20 protein-coding genes and 1 tRNA gene are annotated in these 17444 nt (G+C 66.0%); 14 read left to right on the plus strand and 7 right to left on the minus strand.

From position 1 onward, the window contains the following. Nucleotides 1–132: 132 nt before the first annotated feature. Nucleotides 133–209: transfer RNA gene (locus tag RVY76_RS04470), tRNA-Arg, on the plus strand. Between the two features lie 153 nt (nucleotides 210–362). On the opposite strand, the gene glpX is transcribed toward RVY76_RS04470, so the two are convergent. The 3 genes from glpX to RVY76_RS04485 all read right to left on the minus strand — a co-directional run bounded on the left by glpX (nucleotide 363) and on the right by RVY76_RS04485 (nucleotide 3089). Further along, complete coding sequence (gene glpX / locus RVY76_RS04475) at nucleotides 363–1334, minus strand: class II fructose-bisphosphatase (RefSeq protein WP_317376138.1); 972 nt, start codon at nucleotides 1332–1334, stop codon at nucleotides 363–365. 97 nt (nucleotides 1335–1431) lie between these two features. Continuing rightward, the gene (locus RVY76_RS04480) at nucleotides 1432–2718 is read right to left on the minus strand and encodes a homoserine dehydrogenase (RefSeq protein ID WP_317376139.1); all 1287 of its coding nucleotides are present in this window, start codon (nucleotides 2716–2718) and stop codon (nucleotides 1432–1434) included. A 38-nt stretch (nucleotides 2719–2756) separates the two neighbouring features. Continuing rightward, complete coding sequence (locus RVY76_RS04485) at nucleotides 2757–3089, minus strand: hypothetical protein (RefSeq protein WP_317376140.1); 333 nt, start codon at nucleotides 3087–3089, stop codon at nucleotides 2757–2759. Between the two features lie 120 nt (nucleotides 3090–3209). On the opposite strand from RVY76_RS04485, the gene RVY76_RS04490 reads away from it, so the two are divergent. Beyond that, entirely contained in the window at nucleotides 3210–3713 is a 504-nt protein-coding gene (locus RVY76_RS04490) for a hypothetical protein (RefSeq protein WP_317376141.1), read from the plus strand. A gap of 2 nt (nucleotides 3714–3715) precedes the next feature. On the opposite strand, the gene RVY76_RS04495 is transcribed toward RVY76_RS04490, so the two are convergent. From RVY76_RS04495 to RVY76_RS04505, 3 genes are read right to left on the minus strand one after another with little or no spacing between them, the layout of a single operon-like run. Further along, complete coding sequence (locus RVY76_RS04495) at nucleotides 3716–4270, minus strand: hypothetical protein (RefSeq protein ID WP_317376142.1); 555 nt, start codon at nucleotides 4268–4270, stop codon at nucleotides 3716–3718. Nucleotides 4271–4272: 2 nt separating this feature from the next. After that, nucleotides 4273–4800: a pilus assembly protein gene (locus RVY76_RS04500; RefSeq protein WP_317376143.1), complete on the minus strand. Its 528-nt coding sequence runs from the start codon at nucleotides 4798–4800 to the stop codon at nucleotides 4273–4275. Beyond that, a complete protein-coding gene (locus RVY76_RS04505) occupies nucleotides 4797–6416 on the minus strand; it encodes a TadE/TadG family type IV pilus assembly protein (RefSeq protein WP_317376144.1) in 1620 nt (539 codons plus the stop codon). Before RVY76_RS04505 ends, RVY76_RS04500 begins: the two co-directional genes overlap by 4 nt. 224 nt (nucleotides 6417–6640) lie before the next feature. On the opposite strand from RVY76_RS04505, the gene RVY76_RS04510 reads away from it, so the two are divergent. From RVY76_RS04510 to rpoD, 3 genes are all read left to right on the plus strand, one after another. Next, nucleotides 6641–7063, plus strand: a complete 423-nt coding sequence (locus tag RVY76_RS04510; RefSeq protein ID WP_317376145.1) for a hypothetical protein — start codon at nucleotides 6641–6643, stop codon at nucleotides 7061–7063. A gap of 123 nt (nucleotides 7064–7186) precedes the next feature. Next, entirely contained in the window at nucleotides 7187–9133 is a 1947-nt protein-coding gene (dnaG, locus tag RVY76_RS04515; protein WP_317376146.1) for a DNA primase, read from the plus strand. A gap of 148 nt (nucleotides 9134–9281) precedes the next feature. Beyond that, nucleotides 9282–11282 (plus strand): RNA polymerase sigma factor RpoD, encoded by a 2001-nt coding sequence (rpoD, locus tag RVY76_RS04520; RefSeq protein ID WP_317376147.1) that lies wholly within the window; start codon nucleotides 9282–9284, stop codon nucleotides 11280–11282. On the opposite strand, the gene RVY76_RS04525 is transcribed toward rpoD, so the two are convergent. After that, nucleotides 11276–11878: a DedA family protein gene (locus tag RVY76_RS04525; RefSeq protein ID WP_317376148.1), complete on the minus strand. Its 603-nt coding sequence runs from the start codon at nucleotides 11876–11878 to the stop codon at nucleotides 11276–11278. The genes rpoD and RVY76_RS04525 overlap by 7 nt on opposite strands. Nucleotides 11879–11964: 86 nt before the next feature. On the opposite strand from RVY76_RS04525, the gene RVY76_RS04530 reads away from it, so the two are divergent. The 9 genes from RVY76_RS04530 (at nucleotide 11965) to RVY76_RS04570 (ending at nucleotide 17442) form a co-directional block, all read left to right on the plus strand. Next, nucleotides 11965–12387: a secondary thiamine-phosphate synthase enzyme YjbQ gene (locus RVY76_RS04530; RefSeq protein ID WP_317376150.1), complete on the plus strand. Its 423-nt coding sequence runs from the start codon at nucleotides 11965–11967 to the stop codon at nucleotides 12385–12387. Continuing rightward, complete coding sequence (locus RVY76_RS04535; protein WP_317376151.1) at nucleotides 12384–12752, plus strand: hypothetical protein; 369 nt, start codon at nucleotides 12384–12386, stop codon at nucleotides 12750–12752. Before RVY76_RS04530 ends, RVY76_RS04535 begins: the two co-directional genes overlap by 4 nt. A gap of 115 nt (nucleotides 12753–12867) precedes the next feature. Then, complete coding sequence (gene nrdR / locus RVY76_RS04540; RefSeq protein ID WP_317376152.1) at nucleotides 12868–13335, plus strand: transcriptional regulator NrdR; 468 nt, start codon at nucleotides 12868–12870, stop codon at nucleotides 13333–13335. Continuing rightward, the gene (ribD, locus tag RVY76_RS04545; RefSeq protein WP_317376154.1) at nucleotides 13332–14414 is read left to right on the plus strand and encodes a bifunctional diaminohydroxyphosphoribosylaminopyrimidine deaminase/5-amino-6-(5-phosphoribosylamino)uracil reductase RibD; all 1083 of its coding nucleotides are present in this window, start codon (nucleotides 13332–13334) and stop codon (nucleotides 14412–14414) included. Before nrdR ends, ribD begins: the two co-directional genes overlap by 4 nt. 48 nt (nucleotides 14415–14462) lie before the next feature. After that, a complete protein-coding gene (locus RVY76_RS04550; RefSeq protein ID WP_317376156.1) occupies nucleotides 14463–15065 on the plus strand; it encodes a riboflavin synthase in 603 nt (200 codons plus the stop codon). 82 nt (nucleotides 15066–15147) lie between these two features. After that, nucleotides 15148–16254: a 3,4-dihydroxy-2-butanone-4-phosphate synthase gene (gene ribB, locus RVY76_RS04555; protein ID WP_317376158.1), complete on the plus strand. Its 1107-nt coding sequence runs from the start codon at nucleotides 15148–15150 to the stop codon at nucleotides 16252–16254. Beyond that, complete coding sequence (locus tag RVY76_RS04560) at nucleotides 16254–16769, plus strand: 6,7-dimethyl-8-ribityllumazine synthase (protein ID WP_317376160.1); 516 nt, start codon at nucleotides 16254–16256, stop codon at nucleotides 16767–16769. Before ribB ends, RVY76_RS04560 begins: the two co-directional genes overlap by 1 nt. Then, a complete protein-coding gene (gene nusB / locus RVY76_RS04565; RefSeq protein WP_317376162.1) occupies nucleotides 16766–17224 on the plus strand; it encodes a transcription antitermination factor NusB in 459 nt (152 codons plus the stop codon). Before RVY76_RS04560 ends, nusB begins: the two co-directional genes overlap by 4 nt. Beyond that, nucleotides 17221–17442, plus strand: coding sequence for a hypothetical protein (locus RVY76_RS04570; protein WP_317376163.1), 222 nt, complete (start codon nucleotides 17221–17223; stop codon nucleotides 17440–17442). Before nusB ends, RVY76_RS04570 begins: the two co-directional genes overlap by 4 nt. Nucleotides 17443–17444 lie beyond the last annotated feature (2 nt).

Raw genomic sequence — 17444 nt, forward strand, 5'->3', positions numbered from 1 at the left:
CCAGCGGGTCATGTCGGCCCGCATGAGATGAGGGCGGGGCCCCGAAAACAGAGTGGTCCCGGATCTCAATCCAAGGCTTGAGGACCCCGCCAATATCCCGTATGGACCCCTCAGAACGTCGCCGAACGGCACGCACCCATAGCTCAGCTGGATAGAGCGCTGCCCTCCGAAGGCAGAGGCCTCAGGTTCGAATCCTGATGGGTGCGCCACTTCCCCCGATACAAGCGCGAAGATGTGTCCGATGCCGGCTTGGCAAAGGCATCGCAAATAGCCGCACGCGCGTTCGGGCGTTCTGCCGATCCCGCGCCGAAAAGTTGCATCCCCGGCCGCCATCAAGACGACCGGGGCAGTGTTCCGTCTCCTCAGGCCGAGCGGCCCACCGGGTTGCGATAGACCATGCGGCGCACCGATCCGGTCTTGGACCGCATGAGGATCGTCTCAGTCGTCAGGTAGCCGGGCTCGCGCTTGATGCCGTCGACCACCGAACCGTCGGTCACGCCCGTCGCGGCGAAGATCACGTCGCCCGATGCGAGGTCGTCGCGCGTGTAGACGCGGTTAAAGTTCGTGATGCCGGCCTTTTCGGCGCGGCCCTTCTCGTCGTCGTTGCGGAAGATCAGCTTTGCGTACATCTGGCCGCCCATGCATTTCAGCGCGGCCGCCGCCAGGACGCCCTCGGGCGCGCCGCCGGATCCCATGTACATGTCGATCCCCGTGCGGGCCGAATCGGCGCAATGGATGATGCCTGCCACGTCGCCATCCGTGATGAGCCGGATCGCGCATTCCGTGGTCCTGAGTTCGGCGATCATCTCCTCGTGGCGCGGACGCTCGAGAACGCAGACCGTGATGTCGCGGGTAGAGCATCCCTTGGCCGAGGCGAGGGCGCTGACCCGTTCGGCCGGGCTCATGTCGAGGGTCACGACGCCGGTCCGGAAACCCGGCCCGATCGCCAGCTTGTCCATGTAGACGTCGGGGGCGTGCAGCATCGCGCCGCGACCCGCCATGGCGATCACGGTCAGCGCGTTCGGCATGTCCTTGGCGGTCAGTGTCGTTCCCTCGAGCGGGTCGAGCGCGATATCGACCTCCGGACCCGAGCCCGTTCCGACTTCCTCGCCGATATAAAGCATGGGAGCCTCGTCACGCTCGCCTTCGCCGATGACGACGCGGCCCGCGATGTCGAGACGGTTCAGTTGGTCGCGCATGGCGTTGACGGCGGCCTGGTCCGCGGCCTTCTCGTCGCCGCGACCGATCCATCCCGCCGAGGCGAGGGCGGCGGCCTCGCTGACCCTCGCAAGGCCGAGGGAAAGCATGCGGTCGTTGAAATCTGGGCTGGGCATCAGGGTCTCCGGGGCTGAAAAAACGGGTCAGCCCGGGGATAGCCGCTGGAGACGCGCACGCACAAGGCTGTTACCGCAGCCGGTGGGCAAACTTTCTTCAGACGTCCTCGATCCTGAGCGCCACGATCTCGCCTTCGAGGACGCCGGTATCCGCCATCGCGTCGATCGCCTCGTCGAGCGCGCGGCGCATCGCCCTGTGCGTGACGATCAGCACCGGTGCCGACCCTTCGGTATGGTCGTACTGGCGCATCCGGTCGATGGAGATGCCGGCCTCGCCCAGGCGTGCCGCGATCTTGGCGAGCGCGCCTGGCCGGTCGGTCAGCACCATCCGGAGGTAGAAGGGGGCTGGCGTCGCGGCCTCGGCCCGCCGGGCGGGCACGAGCCGTGCTGCCGGTTGTCCGAAGGTCGAGACGCGGTTGCCCCGCGCGATGTCGACGATGTCGGAGAGGACGGCGCTGGCGGTGGGGCCTTCACCGGCCCCCGCACCGCGCAGCACGACCTGACCCACCGCATCGCCGTCAAGCACGACCATGTTCGTCGCCCCGTCAAGTTGCCCCAGCGGCGAGGTCTGCGGGACGAGGCAGGGCGACATCCGCGCCTCGAGCCCGCGACCCGTCATCTGCGCGACACCGAGCAGCTTGACCGCGAAGCCCATATCGGCGGCGTGCCGGATGTCCTCGATCTTGATCCGCTCGATCCCCTCGAGCGCGACACCGTCGAAATCGACCTTCGTGCCGAAGGCGATGCTTGCCAGCAGCGCGAGCTTGTGGCCCGCATCGATACCGCCCACATCCAGCGTCGGATCGGCCTCGAGATATCCTAGCTCGGAGGCTTCGGCGAAGACCTGGTCGTAGGTCAGACCGGCGCTCTCCATCCGCGTGAGGATGTAGTTGCAGGTGCCGTTCATCACGCCCATCACGCGCGTGATCTCGTTGCCCGCAAGCCCTTCGGTCAGGGCCTTCACGCAGGGAATGCCGCCCGCGACGGCGGCTTCGAACCGCAGCACCGCGCCCTGCGCCTCGGCCCGTTCGGCAAGCGCCTGTCCGTGATGCGCGAGCAGCGCCTTGTTCGCCGTCACAACGTCGTGGCCCGCCTCGATCGCGGCCTCGACCGCGTCCTTCGCCGGCCCGTCTTCGCCGCCGATGAGTTCGACGAACACGTCGATATCGTCGCGGCGGGCAAGTGCGACGGGATCGTCCTCCCATTCGTACTCGCCCAGACGGACGCCACGATCCTTGTTCCGGTTTCGCGACGAAACCGCCTTGATTTCAATCGGCCGCCCGCCGCGCGCCTCGAGCAGGTCGGCATGCCGTTGCAGAATGCGGATCGTGCCCGTGCCGACGGTCCCGATGCCGGCAATGCCAAGGCGAAGAGGGCTGGTCATGTCGTCGGGCTCCTTCTGGGTCACGGTCGGGGGCGGGCTTAGCGGGTTTCGCCCGCGCCTGCCAGTGCCGCGGCGTCCGCGCGAAGCCGATCGGGCGCAGCTCCGAGGCGCGCGCGATCCTCGGCACTGAGCCCCGCGCCTCGAAGGGCCGCGGCGCGTGCGCGCAGAGCCTGCGCACGCGAGGCGAGCGCGGCCGTATCCTCGGGCGTCGCGCGGGTGGCGCGCGCACGCTCCGCCGCGATGACCGCCGAGAGCGGCAGCAGCTCGGGATAATCCGCACGGGCGAGTTCCGCGTCCTCGGGGACGTCGATATCGGGAAGCGCGCAGCCAGCGAGCATCAGCACGATCAGGAAAGGGCGCAGGCGCTGCATGTCGATGCTCTTCTTCGCGGTCCCTGAGAGAATAGCGGAGGCCGCACCCGTGCCGCAACGGCGCTTTTCTCGGACCGGCCGAACGCGTATGCGGGACCGACCGCGCCGAAGGAGAGAAAGATGCAGCCCGTCTCTAGGATCGACGCCCTTCCGGGAGAGGAGGTGAGCCGCCTCGGTGCCTCGCCCACGCGGAGGGTGATCGGCGTCGTGATGATCTGCGCGCTCGGTGCGCTGCTCATCTGGCTCGCGGTAAGTCAGCCGGCCGAGATTTTCTGGCGGCTGCTTCTGATCGTCCTCGGCGGGCTCGGGATCTGGTGCGGCATCGCGCTCTGGCGGGCGACGGCGGGGTCGATCGTGCTGAAGCCCGAGGGGCTCTTCACCGAAACCGACGCGCCCCTCGTCCTGATGGACGAGATCGACACCGTCGAGAGGGGGGCATTCGCGTTCAAACCCTCGAACGGGTTCAGCGTGAAGCTGAAGGAGCCCGCGCCCTTCGCATGGGCTCCGGGCCTCTACTGGCGTTTCGGTCGCAGGATCGGGGTCGGCGGCGTCACATCGCCCGGAGAGGCCAAGGCCGTGGCGGAACTTCTCCAGGTCCTGCACGGGCGCAGGACGGAGGGCTGAGATCAGGCCCCGGCCTCGTATTTGAGCTGCGGCCGGAAGCGCGGCGTGACGATCGCGCTGTGATGGAAGCGATGCGGTGAAAGGCCGATCTTGAAGACCGGTTCGTAATCCATCCAGGTCTCGACGATGATGGCGGTCGAGCCGTTCGACAATGCGGGGATCGACGGCGAGAGCTGGGCGAGTGTCACGTCCGTGATCGGAGCCGGGGCATTGCCCGTCGAGTCGGACCAGACGAGCTCGTGCTTCCCGTCGGGTTCGTTCCAGATAGCCACGGTCACGCGCAGCGACGTCTCGTTCTTTCCCTGGGTGAGGAAGGTATGGATTCGTCCCAGCCCGTCGACGAATCGCGGACCGACCGGATCGCTCTGCCGCGAGAGCATGTCCGCGATGGTATAGGTCGTCCGCAGGTTCGCGTTCTGCTGACGATAGCCGTCGATGAACGTCATCGAGGCGAGCGCGACCCAGAGCAGCAGCGGCAGGATCATCACCGCCTCGACCGAGTATGATCCGTCCTCGCACCGCGCGAAGCGAACGAGGCGTTTGCGGGGCAGGGGCATCGTCATTCCGTCGGCTCCACCACGAAGAAGGTGGCCGAGACGAGTGCGAACCCGCCGCCCGGCTCCCGGGGGAGGATCTTGCCCAGCCCGATATTGGGGAGGATCGGGTCGTGCAGCACGCAGAACCGCAGCATCATCATCTCGTTGGTGCCGCCGACCTGGAAATTCGTTGCCGGAGCGATCTCTTCGGTGCGGTCGACACAGCGGACACGACCGTCCGGGGGGGCGAAATCACCGATCACCTGAGGCTCCATGGCGAGCATCAGGTCCGTGCGGCAATCGGGCATGATGAGGATCCGGTCGCAGAGCGCGGCCTTCAGCGTTTCGGGGTCGCGCAGTTCGGGCGTGCCGAGCCGCAGATCGCGCACCACGATATCGGTCGCGCGGTCGAGCATCGCCTGGCGCATCTGGATGAAGCTCGCCTCCATCGTGATGAGGAACGGCCAGAGGATCAGCGGAAAGAGGATCACGAACTCGACCGTTCCTGTCCCGTCCTCGCGCCCGAGAAAGGATTGCAGCAGCCGCCTCATTCCACCAGCCTCAGCTGGTTGATCGCGTTCGATATCGCGGCAAAGGCGTAGTCGATCTTCTGGCCCTTCACGTTGAAGTAGTTGTTGGCCGAACTGGCGCAGTTCTGCATTCGCGTGGCGTAGGATTCGGAAATGTCCATCGCGATTGAAAAGACGAGGATGCCTTTTGCCTTGGCTTCGCTGCACATCCTTTCCAGGCGGATATTCTTGGTCGCGGCGCTGAGCGGGTCATAGATCTGCGTGTGCCAGAGATTGTACTCGTTCGTGTCGTTGTTTTGCAGATAGCGATAATAGTAAGCGTGCCAGTCGACCGAAACGATCGACCAGACCTCCCGCCATGTCAGCTGTCGGGCATTGGTGCCGCCGATGGGTGCCTGTTCCCAACGACGGAGCGACGGGATGTACCATTTCTCGTTCGACACGCCGTCCTGGTCGCGATCGCCTTTTTCGGTATCCTCTACCGAAATGCGGAGCGCGCTGTCGCCACTGCCGCCGTTCGGATCGCGCCAGAGCCAGATATCCGAGAGAGCCGTGCCGTTGTATTCGGGCTTCAGGTCCTCGGTCGAAAAGTTTTCGCCATCTGTCATGATGACGAGAACCTTCATTCGGTTGTCCTCGCCGTAGTCGTAGGGCCGACCGGAAAATTTCTTGTCGATATGCCCGCTATTCGCAAGCGCCGTGATTGCAGGGCGAAGCGACGGATCGAGGAGCGCCGTACCCCATTTGACACCCGCATCGATCGAGGTGCCGCCGCCAGGCTTGAGTGCATCGATACGGGCATGAAGCAGGGCTTCGTTCTCGGAAAGATAGACGATCTCTCCGTCGGACCGGCAGGGAATGGCTGCGCGCGGACGGTGTTCGGCGATCGAAGTTCCGGAACGGCCATCCGCATACGGGTCGTAATGTCCCGATTGAGGACGTGTCTTCGTAAAATCGACGGCGGTCGTCTGATAATCCTGAGGCAGAAAGTCGACGCAGTTGGAGTAGTCGTGCGGCACGCTGAGCTTGAAGCGGTTCAGCATCGGTCGTCCGGCGTTGACCTCGGTCTGGTATGGCACGAGCGAGACCGAGATGTCGCCCTGCTTGCCCTCGGTGCGACCGGAAAGAACCGCAGTCACGAAATCCTTGGCGGCGGTTCTCAGATAGGTCATCCGGTTGTTGCCACCCATGGATCCCGAAATATCGAGCACCACCGACACCTCGACATCGCGAACGTCTTCGCGCGCGGCACTCGCGGTCGCTGCCTTGAGGGTGTCGATCCCGACTGCTCTGAGGAACATGGTGTTCACATCGGCGGTGGCGGTGGCAGAGACGAGCCGTGAATTGATGCTTTCGACGACACTGACATCGCCGAGCCGCGAGAGCAGCCCCGCCTTTGAGAAATAGTCCCGTACCACGGCCTCCGGCTCTGCAAGCTGTTCGAGATTGGCTGCCGACAGGACCGCCTGGTCGAGCGTGCTCTGCATCCTCAACCGTTCCGAATCGTGGCGCAGGATGTCGACGCCGATGCCCCCGGCGATCAGCATCACCGCGAAGAGGAAGATGCCGAACACCACGAGGGAGCCCTCCTCGGAGACGAGGAAGGACCGGGCGCGGTCGTTGTTTCCGTCTTTCATGGCCGGGCGACACCTCGATTGCGGGGCGTCATGGATCCCACGCGCTGTCCTTCTGCCGTGGTTTCGCGGCAGGAATGGGGCGGGGCGGGGGCGGAACGGGTGCGATTTCGCTCAAATTGCGCGCGATCCGTCCGGAGGGCCGCGCATCCTCCACGGGTTGCGTCCACCGACCGCGCGGCCCAATATCGGCGCACCGAATATACAAGTCAGAAGAGTGAGGTTTCATGCGTTTGATGGTGACACTGGCCGCGGGCGTGGCTCTGCTCTCGGGATGTGGCGGCGCGTCCGATCCGCTTGCCGTCGATCCCGAGAATGCCGCGCGCGCCGCGGCGACGCCCCCCGAGATGGCGGCCGTGATTTCCGCGCTCGAACCGCTCGAGGGGCGCGAGCTCGACGAGGGGCTGACGCTTCGCCAGGCGCGCGCGGATGGGGGCCGTCTTGTCCTCGATCTCGTGGCGGATGCCGCGGCGATCGCGACCTCGGCCGAACGCGATGCGTTCCGCTTCAGCTTCGAGCGTGACTTCGCCCAGCAGATGTGCGCGGCACCCGCGCTCAGGTCCTTCATCTCCGAACGCGGTGGTGTGACCGCCAATGTCAGCGCCCCCGACGGATCGCCGATCCTGTCGCGCAGCATCGACGACTGCTGATCGCTGAAGTGCGGGCGGCCGTCTGTCGGCCGCCCGCGACAAGGCGCTCCTGCGGGGCAATGCGACCCGAACCCCGCGGCACTGCCCCTCGACTTTTGCCCGGGTCGCGGCGATATGATCCCCATGAGCCTGCCACCCGGATTTCTCGACGAATTGCGCAGCCGACTGAGCCTCTCGCAGGTCGTCGGCCGCAAGGTCATCTGGGACACGCGCAAGTCGAACCAGGGCAAGGGCGACATGTGGGCCCCGTGCCCGTTCCACCAGGAAAAGTCGGCAAGCTTCCATGTCGATGACCGGAAGGGCTTCTACTACTGCTTCGGCTGCCACGAGAAGGGCGACGCGATCAGCTTCGTGCGCGAGACGGAGAACCTGAGTTTCATCGAGGCGGTCAAGCTCCTCGCTTCGGAGGCGGGGATGGAGGTTCCCGAACGCGACCCGCAGGCTCAGGCCAAGGCGGACCGGCGCGATGTCCTCGTCGATGTGATGGAGGCGGCGGCACGATTCTTCCAGATGCAGCTTTCGGGCAATGCGGGACGCGAGGCGCGGCAGTATCTCGAGGGCCGCAAGCTCGACCGCGCGGCGCAGGAGCGCTGGCAACTGGGCTTCGCGCCCGCAAGCTGGGACGGCCTGCGGGATCACCTGACCGGGAAGGGGATTCCCGTCGAACGGATCGTCGAGGCGGGGCTTGCCAAGACGTCCCAGAAGGGGCGCGCGCCCTACGACACGTTCCGCAATCGCATCATCTATCCGATCCGCGACGCGCGGGGGCGCTGCATCGCCTTCGGCGGCCGCGCGATGGATCCCGACGATAACGCGAAATACCTCAATTCGCCGGAAACGCCGCTCTTCGACAAGGGGCGCACGCTCTATAACATGGGGCCTGCGCGGGCCGCGGCCGGGAAGTCTCCGCTGATCGTGGCCGAGGGCTACATGGACGTGATCGCGCTCAGCGAGGCGGGTTTCGCATCCACCGTGGCACCGCTCGGCACCGCCGTGACCGAGGATCAGCTCCGGCTGATGTGGCGCATGTCGCCCGAACCGATCGTCGCGCTCGATGGCGATGAGGCGGGCCAGCGGGCGGCATTGAGGCTCATGGACCTCGCGCTGCCGATGATCGAGGCGGGACAATCGCTCAGGTTCTGCCTGATGCCGCCGGGGCAGGACCCGGACGACGTTCTGCGGTCGGGCGGGCGCGAGGCGATGGAGAAGCTCCTCTCCCAGGCGCAGCCGATGGTCGATGTGCTGTGGCGGGCCGAAACCGCCGGCCGCATGCTCGACACGCCCGAGGCGCGCGCCGCGCTCGACAAATCCTTGCGCGAACGGCTCGGCCGGATTCGCGACCCGTCTCTCCGCCGTCATTACGGCGACGCGATCAAGGAACGGCGCTGGCACCTCTTCAACCCGCGGAAGAAGCGCGACCCATGGGTGCCGGGCCGGGGCAGGGTGCAGCCGCCGGCCTCCGCCACGACGACGACGCGGGCCTCGGCCCTCGCGCTGGGCGGCGCGTCGGTGGAGCATGGCCTGCGCGAGCAGGTGGTCCTCGCGATCCTTCTGCGTTTCGGAGAGCTTCTGCCGCGGGTCGAGGACGCGCTTGCCGAAGTCGAGTTCCGAGGCGACGGTCATTCCGGGATCGCGGCGGCGCTTTTGCGGCATTCCGGGCGGACCCCCGCGGAGCGTCGCGCCGCGATCGAGGCCGAGCTTGCAGGATCGGCCCTTGAAAACCTGCTGTCGGCGCGCCATCTGGCCGTGGTGCCCGCCCTTCGCGGGGACGACAGCGATCTTGCCGCGATCTGCCTCGGCAACGAACTGGCGAAGATGCTCGCGGCACAGGGGGCCGCACGCGAGATCGCCGAGGCGATGGAGGATCTCGCAGCCGAGACCGGAGAGGCGCTGACCTGGCGTCTGGGCGAGGCGGCACGTGCGAGGGACCGTGCACAGCACGGTCAGTCCGAGGACACGACCGAATACGAAGAGGCCCCGAACGGCGTGAAGCTCAACAGGTCCGAACGCGATGCTCTCGACGTGCTTTTGGAGCAGATCGGGCTATCTGGCGGTGGTGATCGGAAGTGACGGTGACGCTTTGTGAAGAGATGCGCTGATTTGGTAATCGAATCGAGGTAAACACTTCGCGAATCGGTGCTCACCCGTGATTCGCGATTGGGTCCGAAGCCGCCGGGGTGACAATCGGTGGACGGGCACGGTGGAAAGGATTGGCAACATGGCCGCGAAAGACAACGACGACCGCAAGCCGGACGATCAGGACGGCGAAGTCATGCTCGACATGAGCCAGGCCGCGGTCAAGAAGATGATCGCCGACGCCCGCGAGCGTGGCTACATCACCTATGACCAGCTGAACCAGGTCCTTCCGCCGGAGCAGGTGAGCTCGGAGCAGATCGAGGACGTGATGTCGATGCTCTCGGAAATGGGCATCAACGTCATCGAGGAGGAAGAGGCCGAGGACGAGGACAAGAAGACCTCGACCGACGTTGCCACGACTTCCACCTCGCGCGAAGTCGCCGTTTCGACCACCGAATCGGAGAAGCTCGACCGGACCGACGACCCGGTGCGGATGTATCTGCGCGAGATGGGCAGCGTCGAGCTTCTGAGCCGCGAGGGCGAGATCGCGATCGCCAAGCGGATCGAGGCAGGGCGCAACACGATGATCGCGGGCCTCTGCGAGAGCCCGCTGACATTCCAGGCGATCACGATCTGGCGCGACGAGCTTCTGACCGAAGACATCCTCCTGCGCGACGTCATCGACCTCGAGACGACGTTCGGTCGTTCCATGGGAGAGGAAGGCGACGACGAAACGGGCGTCGTGGGCGACATTGCCGGGGCCAAGCGTGGCGAGACGCAGAAGTCCGGTGGCGGCGATCAGCAGGAACTGGATGCCGACGGCAACCCGATCTCCAAGGGCGACGACGACGAGGACGAGGATGATCAGGCGAGCCTCAGCCTCGCCGCGATGGAATCCGCGCTGAAGCCGCGTGTGCTCGAGATGCTCGACGTGATCGCGCGCGACTATGCCGAGCTTTCGGAGATGCAGGATCTTCGCATGTCCGCGACGCTCAACGAGGATGGCTCGTTCAGCGACCGCGACGAGGAGAAATACCAGAAGCTTCGCGGCGAGATCGTGCTGCTCGTCAACGAGCTGCACCTGCACAACAACCGGATCGAAGCGCTGATCGACCAGCTCTACGGCATCAACCGCAAGATCATGTCGATCGACTCGGCGATGGTGAAGCTGGCCGATCAGGCGCGCATCAACCGTCGCGAATTCATCGAGGAATATCGCGGCTATGAGCTCGACCCGACCTGGCTCGACCGGATGGGATCGAAATCCGGACGCGGCTGGCAGGCCCTGATCGAACGCTCGACCGGCAAGGTCGAGGATCTCAGGGGCGAGATGGCGCAGGTCGGACAATATGTCGGCGTCGACATCTCCGAGTTCCGCCGCATCGTCCAGCAGGTCCAGAAGGGCGAGAAGGAAGCCCGCGTCGCCAAGAAGGAAATGGTCGAGGCGAACCTTCGGCTCGTCATTTCGATTGCCAAGAAATACACGAACCGTGGTCTGCAATTCCTCGACCTGATCCAGGAGGGGAACATCGGCCTCATGAAGGCCGTCGACAAGTTCGAGTATCGCCGCGGCTACAAGTTCTCGACCTATGCAACATGGTGGATCCGGCAGGCGATCACGCGTTCGATCGCCGATCAGGCGCGCACGATCCGCATCCCGGTCCACATGATCGAGACGATCAACAAGCTGGTCCGCACCGGCCGCCAGATGCTGCACGAGATCGGCCGCGAACCGACGCCCGAAGAGCTGGCAGAAAAGCTGCAGATGCCGCTCGAGAAGGTCCGCAAGGTGATGAAGATCGCCAAGGAGCCGATCAGCCTCGAAACCCCGATCGGCGACGAGGAAGACAGCCAGCTCGGCGATTTCATCGAAGACAAGAACGCCGTTTTGCCGCTCGATTCGGCCATTCAGGAGAACCTGAAGGAGACGACCACCCGGGTTCTGGCCTCACTCACCCCACGCGAGGAGCGCGTCCTGCGGATGCGTTTCGGAATCGGCATGAACACCGATCACACGCTGGAGGAAGTGGGCCAGCAATTCTCGGTCACGCGCGAGCGGATTCGCCAGATCGAGGCGAAGGCGCTTCGGAAGCTCAAGCATCCGAGCCGGTCGCGCAAGCTGCGCTCGTTCCTGGATCAGTGACGGGGAAAGCGCGGCACGATTGTCGTGCCGTGCTTCTTGCGACGCCATAGCCGCCAGATCAGCGTCCCGAGGCTGAGCGCGATCGCGATGGCCGGAAAGGTCACGATCGTCTCGGTCTCCCGGATGCGGCCCCAGACCTCGGCGATCCATTCGCCGAGATTGTGGCCGATCACCAGCAGCAGCCACGCCCAGATAGCCGACGCGACCGCGCTGACCGCCGCATAGAGCGGCAGGCCGATATTGCCGCTGGTGGCGAGGGCGACGGGCACGAATGTACGGCTGCCCGGAATGAACCTCGAGATCGCCGTCAGCAGGACGGGGCGGGACATGAACCGTTCGTTCAGCCGCTGCGCCACCGGCTGGTCGAGGGCGCGTGCCACGCGGCGACTTCTGCGGAACTGCTTGCCGAGCAGGAACAGCCCCACATCCGACACCCATCCCCCCGCCGCGACGGCCGCGAGCGTCGGGCCGAGCCTGAGTGTGCCGCGCTGTTCGAGGACGCCGGCCGCAAGCGCGACCGTGTCGCCCGAGATCGTCGTTCCGACGAAGACGAGCCAGGCACCGTGTTCGGCAAGTATGGGGTCGATATCGATCATCGGTCCTTTATGCCTGTCGGCCTCCCGACATGAAAGCGGCCTCGCGAAGGGTTGTGCCAGAGACTCGGCCCGGTCATGATCGGCGGATGCAGACCGAGTTTTCCATCGACACGAACGGCCCCGGCCTGATCGAGTTCACCGCCCGGATCGCGGATTGGCTGCCGCCGCGCGACGGTCTGCTGACGGTTTTCGTGCGGCATACGTCGTGCTCGCTGCTGATCCAGGAGAACGCCGATCCCGACGTGCAGAGCGACCTTCTGGGTTGGCTCGTCCGGCTCGTTCCGCCGGCGGATTCCGCTTCGATGAGGTTCATCACCCATCGCGCCGAAGGGGTCGACGACATGCCGGCCCATATCAAGGCGGCGCATCTTCCCGTCAGCCTCCAGATCCCGGTTCAGGACGGGCGCATGCGGCTCGGGACGTGGCAGGGCGTCTTTCTCTTCGAACATCGCGAGGCCCCTCATACCCGGCACGTGGCCCTGCATTTCGCACCGGACCCGGTCGAATGAAGGGGCGCGCCATCGCTCTTGCGGTTCTGCTGCTTGCGGGGCCGTCCCATGCCTTCGTCGCGCAGAACGGCCTCAGGGTCGAGGATCGAGGGCCGGGCGAATTCCACGTGCCCTACAGCTCCCTTTCGGGGGCGCGGGCCTTCTGGTGTGCGGCGGGCGATTACGCGATCCGCGTGCTGCATGTGCACCCGGCGACCCGCATCTACCGCACCAGCGCGCCGCGACGCGCCTCGGGCGAGGGGATCTCGTTCTCGCTCAGCTCCGAGAACGCGACATCGCCGGGCCTCCTCCGGCTTTCGGGTTCCCGCGGGCTGACGGCGGGCAATGCAAGGTTCCAGTGCGAGCTCACACGGCGGCGCGACTGACGTTTCCTTCCGGTCCCGTCTCGGCGTTCCGGGGGCGGCTTTCGCCCTACCCAATGGCTGCGGCACTGCATATAGTGGCCGCGTCACGATCTGGGCCTTGACCGAAGGATAATGCATGCGCTGCCCGTTTTGCGGAAATGTCGACACCCAGGTAAAGGATTCCCGGCCTGCCGAGGATCACGTGGCGATCCGGCGGCGGCGGTTCTGTCCAGCCTGTGGCGGGCGGTTCACTACCTACGAACGCGTGCAGCTGCGTGACCTCGTCGTCATCAAGACCAACGGACGGCGCGAGGATTTCGATCGTGACAAGCTGGAGCGGTCCGTCCGCATCTCGATGCAGAAGCGCCCCGTCGATCCCGAGCGCGTGGACCAGATGATCAGCGGCATCGTCCGTCGGCTGGAGAGCATGGGCGAAACCGACATTCCCTCGAAGGTCATCGGCGAGATCGTCATGGAGAGCCTCGCGCGGATCGACACCGTGGCCTATGTCCGGTTCGCCAGCGTCTACAAGAACTTCCAGGTCGCCGACGATTTCGAGAAATTCATGAGCGAACTGCGCCCCGCCGCGCCGAAGCCGGAGTGAACGACGCGGACGCGATGCGCCATGCGCTGTCGCTCGGGCGGCGCGGGCTCGGTCGTGTCTGGCCGAACCCGGCCGTCGGCTGCGTGATCGTGTCGGGCTCCCGCATCGTGGGACGGGGATGGACCCGACCCGGCGGTCGCCCTCACGCCGAAAGGGTCGCGCTCGATCAGGCGGGGCCGCTCGCGCGCGGTGCAACCGCCTATGTGTCGCTCGAGCCCTGCGCGCATCATGGCCGGACACCGCCATGCGCCGAGGGGCTGATCGAGGCCGGGGTCGCCCGTGTCGTGACCACGATGGAGGATCCCGACCCCCGCGTGGCCGGGCGCGGTCTTGCGATGCTGCGCGCGGCCGGCGTCACGGTCGAGACGGGGATCTGCGTGGATCGCGCGCGGGCCGATCAGGCGGGATTCCTCAGCCGCATCAATCTCGGCCGGCCGATGGTGACGCTGAAGCTCGCCACGTCCTTCGACGGGCGGATCGCCACCGCATCGGGCGAATCGCGTTGGATCACGGGGCCCGCTGCACGGCGCGTCGTCCATGCCGCGCGGCTCGACCATGACGCGGTGCTCGTGGGCGGGGGCACCGCCCGCGCGGACGATCCCGAACTCACGGTCCGCGAGCTCGGCGCGCGGCATCAGCCGATCCGGATCGTCGCCGCCCGCAGGCTCGACCTGCCGGCGAGCGGGCGGCTCGCGGCCAGTGCGGGGCCGGACCTCTGGCTGCTCCACGCCGATGCGCCCGACGGGCGGCGCGGCTTCTGGGAGGGGGCGGGCGCGCGGCTCATTCAGGTTCCGCTCGACGGGGGCAGGCTCGATCCCGCGGCGATGCTGGCGGAGCTCGGCGCGCAGGGTCTGACGCGGATCTTCTGCGAAGGGGGCGGCAGTTTCGCGGCGGCATTGCTGCAGGCGGGACTGGTCGACCGGCTGGTCAGTTTCAATGCGGGTCTCGCGCTCGGGGCCGAGGGGCAGCCGGCGCTCGGAGCGATGGGGGTTTCGGCCCTTGCCGATGCGCCACGCTTTCGCCTTCTTGACACGCGCGCGATAGGGCCCGACGTGATGACGACATGGGAGCGGGCCTGACAGGGCCCCGCCACGCGTCCGGCCAGAAATCGACGAAGGGAAAGCGACATGTTCACCGGCCTCATCACAGACATGGGCGAGGTGCTCGAGACCGACCGCCCCGGCGACCTGCGAGCCCGGATCGCGACCGGTTACGACGTGGCGTCCATACCGATCGGGGCCTCGATCGCCTGCAACGGCGTGTGCCTGACCGTCATCGAGACCGGAACCGATCCGCGTCCGTGGTTCGCCGTCGAGATCAGTGCCGAGACGGTGTCCAAGACCAATATCGGCGAGACGGGCTGGCCAGTCGGCACGCGGATCAACCTCGAACGCGCGTTGCGCGTGGGCGACGAGCTCGGTGGGCATATCGTCTCGGGCCATGTCGACGGGACCGCACGCATCGTCGAGATGCACGACGAGAACGGCAGCACCCGCATCACGATCGAGGCCCCGAAAGAGCTTGCGCGGTTCATCGCGCCCAAGGGGTCCATCGCGCTCGACGGGACGTCGCTGACCGTGAACGCGGTCGACGGGGCGCGGTTCGACGTGAATCTCATCCCGCATACGAAATCGGTGACGACCTGGGGCAGGGTGGCCGAGGGCGATCTGCTCAACATCGAGATCGACACGATGGCCCGCTACGTCGCGCGGCTCGCGAATTACGGGTGAGGGTTTCGCGGCGAAACCTCGGCTGGTCTTTTTCCCGCCGCCGGTCTATCCCGCAATCCGCAATGCGAACGGGCGAGGCGCGATGACCGACAGGGACGAGTTCCAGGATGCGATTTCCTCGATCGAGGAAATCATCGAGGATGCACGGAACGGACGCATGTTCATCCTCGTGGATCACGAGGACCGCGAGAACGAGGGTGATCTCGTCATTCCCGCGCAGATGGCGACGCCGGACGCGATCAACTTCATGGCGACGCATGGGCGCGGCCTCATCTGTCTGACGCTGACGGGGGCGCGCTGCGACGCGCTCGGGCTGCACTTGATGACGGCGCAGAACGCCTCTCGCCACGAGACGAACTTCACCATCTCGATCGAGGCGCGCGAGGGGGTCAGCACCGGCATCTCGGCGCATGACCGCGCGCGCACCGTCGCGGTTGCCATCGACAGCGCAACGAGCCGCGCCGACATCGCGACGCCGGGTCACGTCTTTCCGCTGCGCGCCCGCGAGGGCGGCGTCCTCGTCCGCGCGGGCCATACCGAGGCGGGCGTCGATATTGCGCGGCTCGCAGGCCTCAACCCGTCCTCGGTCATCTGCGAGATCATGAACGACGACGGAACGATGGCGCGCCTGCCGGACCTCGTGGCCTTCGCGCAGCATCACAACATCAAGATCGGCACAATCAGCGATCTCATCCGGTATCGCCGGCGCAACGACAACCTCGTGCGTCTGCACCGCGAGCAGATCGTGACGAGCGAGTTCGGCGGCGACTGGACGATGAGGATCTACGCCGACGAAACGCAGGGTGCCGAGCATATCGTACTCATCAAGGGCGACGTGTCGGGCGACGAGCCGGTGCTCGTGCGGATGCATGCGATGGACCCGCTGCTCGATGTGGTCGGGCTCGGAGAGCCGGGGCGTGCCTCGGAATTCGGCCACGCGATGGAGCTTATCGCCGAGAACGGGCGCGGGGTCCTCGTTCTGCTGCGCGACGTCCACATGAAGCTCGTGGCCGATGACGAGGTGTCGCCGCAAACATTGCGTCAATACGGGCTCGGCGCGCAGATCCTCAGCACGCTCGGCATCCACAAGCTGGTGCTGCTCACGAATTCGCCCCGGCCGAAAGTGGTCGGCCTCGATGCCTACGGGCTCGAGATCACGGATACCCGCAAGATATCGGAGATCGGCTGATGGCCGGACAATCGCATCATACCCTCGACCTGCCGACCTTCGAGAAGGCCCCGAAGGTCCTGATCGTGGTGGCCCCGTATTACAAGGACATCGCCGACGACATGATCGCCGGCGCGCGCCGCACGCTCGAGCAGGCCGGTGCCGAGGTCGAACTCGTCGAGGTGCCGGGCGCACTCGAGATCCCGACGGCGATCCGCATCGCGCAGCGAAACGGCGATTTCGACGGCTACGTCGCGCTCGGCTGCGTCATCCGGGGCGAGACGACGCATTACGACACGGTCTGCAACGACAGTTCGCGCGCGCTGACGCTTCTCGGACTCGACGGATGCTGCATCGGCAACGGCATCCTCACGGTCGAGAATTACGACCAGGCGGCCGTGCGGGCGGGCGAGCAGGACAAGGGCGGAGGCGCGGCCGCCGCCGCGCTGCACCTGATCGCGCTGTCGCGCAAGTGGAGCCGGACCGGCAAGGGCATCGGCTTCAAGCCGCGCAACGAAGACGGCGCAGGCGCATGACCGACAAACGAAAGATGAAATCCGCGGCGCGCCTCTATGCGGTGCAGGCGTTGTTCCAGATGGAGCATTCGAGCCTCGGCATCGACCGGGTCCGCGTGGAGTTCGAGGATCACCGCTTCGGCGCGGTCTATGACGAAGGCGAGATGATCGAGGGGGACGTCACGCTCTTTCGCGCGATTCTCGACGGGGTCGTCGACAACCAGTCGCGCATCGACCAGCTGACGCATCACGCGCTCGTCGCGAAATGGCCGATCGACCGAATCGACCCGACATTGCGCGCGACCTTCCGCGCGGCCGGGGCGGAGCTTCTGGCGCGAACGACCCCGCCCAAGGTGGTGATCGTGGAATACGTGGACGTCGCCAAGGCGTTCTTTCCCGAGGGACGGGAGCCGAAATTCGTCAATGCCGTCCTCGACCACATGGCGCGGGAGGCCCGTCCAGAGGCCTTCGCGTGAAGCCCGCGCGCGATCCGCTCGTCACGTTCAACGAGCGCGTGAAGCTGCTGTCGAGCACGATCAACGCACTGGGTCTGGGGATGGTCGGCTTCGCCGTCCTGCGGCCGCTCACCGATTCGATCGAGAATGTGAGCCGCGAGACGGGCTACTGGGCGATCATGGGACTGGTCGTGCACCTCGTTTCACACTATATTCTCAGATACCTGAGAAAGGTGTGAGA

This window comes from Palleronia sp. LCG004 (assembly GCF_032931615.1).
GTDB lineage: Bacteria > Pseudomonadota > Alphaproteobacteria > Rhodobacterales > Rhodobacteraceae > Palleronia.

Excerpts from the sequence above, each read along its gene's own strand:
- RVY76_RS04550 (WP_317376156.1), top strand. The coding sequence starts at position 14,463 with ATGTTCACCGGCCTCATCACAGACATGGGCGAGGTGCTCGAGACCGAC.
- nusB (WP_317376162.1), top strand. The coding sequence starts at position 16,766 with ATGACCGACAAACGAAAGATGAAATCCGCGGCGCGCCTCTATGCGGTG.
- RVY76_RS04480 (WP_317376139.1), bottom strand. The coding sequence starts at position 2,718 with ATGACCAGCCCTCTTCGCCTTGGCATTGCCGGCATCGGGACCGTCGGC.
- RVY76_RS04490 (WP_317376141.1), top strand. The coding sequence starts at position 3,210 with ATGCAGCCCGTCTCTAGGATCGACGCCCTTCCGGGAGAGGAGGTGAGC.
- dnaG (WP_317376146.1), top strand. The coding sequence starts at position 7,187 with ATGAGCCTGCCACCCGGATTTCTCGACGAATTGCGCAGCCGACTGAGC.
- rpoD (WP_317376147.1), top strand. The coding sequence starts at position 9,282 with ATGGCCGCGAAAGACAACGACGACCGCAAGCCGGACGATCAGGACGGC.
- RVY76_RS04535 (WP_317376151.1), top strand. The coding sequence starts at position 12,384 with ATGAAGGGGCGCGCCATCGCTCTTGCGGTTCTGCTGCTTGCGGGGCCG.
- glpX (WP_317376138.1), bottom strand. The coding sequence starts at position 1,334 with ATGCCCAGCCCAGATTTCAACGACCGCATGCTTTCCCTCGGCCTTGCG.
- RVY76_RS04510 (WP_317376145.1), top strand. The coding sequence starts at position 6,641 with ATGCGTTTGATGGTGACACTGGCCGCGGGCGTGGCTCTGCTCTCGGGA.
- ribB (WP_317376158.1), top strand. The coding sequence starts at position 15,148 with ATGACCGACAGGGACGAGTTCCAGGATGCGATTTCCTCGATCGAGGAA.
- RVY76_RS04560 (WP_317376160.1), top strand. The coding sequence starts at position 16,254 with ATGGCCGGACAATCGCATCATACCCTCGACCTGCCGACCTTCGAGAAG.
- nrdR (WP_317376152.1), top strand. The coding sequence starts at position 12,868 with ATGCGCTGCCCGTTTTGCGGAAATGTCGACACCCAGGTAAAGGATTCC.
- RVY76_RS04495 (WP_317376142.1), bottom strand. The coding sequence starts at position 4,270 with ATGCCCCTGCCCCGCAAACGCCTCGTTCGCTTCGCGCGGTGCGAGGAC.
- RVY76_RS04505 (WP_317376144.1), bottom strand. The coding sequence starts at position 6,416 with ATGAAAGACGGAAACAACGACCGCGCCCGGTCCTTCCTCGTCTCCGAG.
- RVY76_RS04530 (WP_317376150.1), top strand. The coding sequence starts at position 11,965 with ATGCAGACCGAGTTTTCCATCGACACGAACGGCCCCGGCCTGATCGAG.
- RVY76_RS04525 (WP_317376148.1), bottom strand. The coding sequence starts at position 11,878 with ATGATCGATATCGACCCCATACTTGCCGAACACGGTGCCTGGCTCGTC.
- RVY76_RS04485 (WP_317376140.1), bottom strand. The coding sequence starts at position 3,089 with ATGCAGCGCCTGCGCCCTTTCCTGATCGTGCTGATGCTCGCTGGCTGC.
- RVY76_RS04500 (WP_317376143.1), bottom strand. The coding sequence starts at position 4,800 with ATGAGGCGGCTGCTGCAATCCTTTCTCGGGCGCGAGGACGGGACAGGA.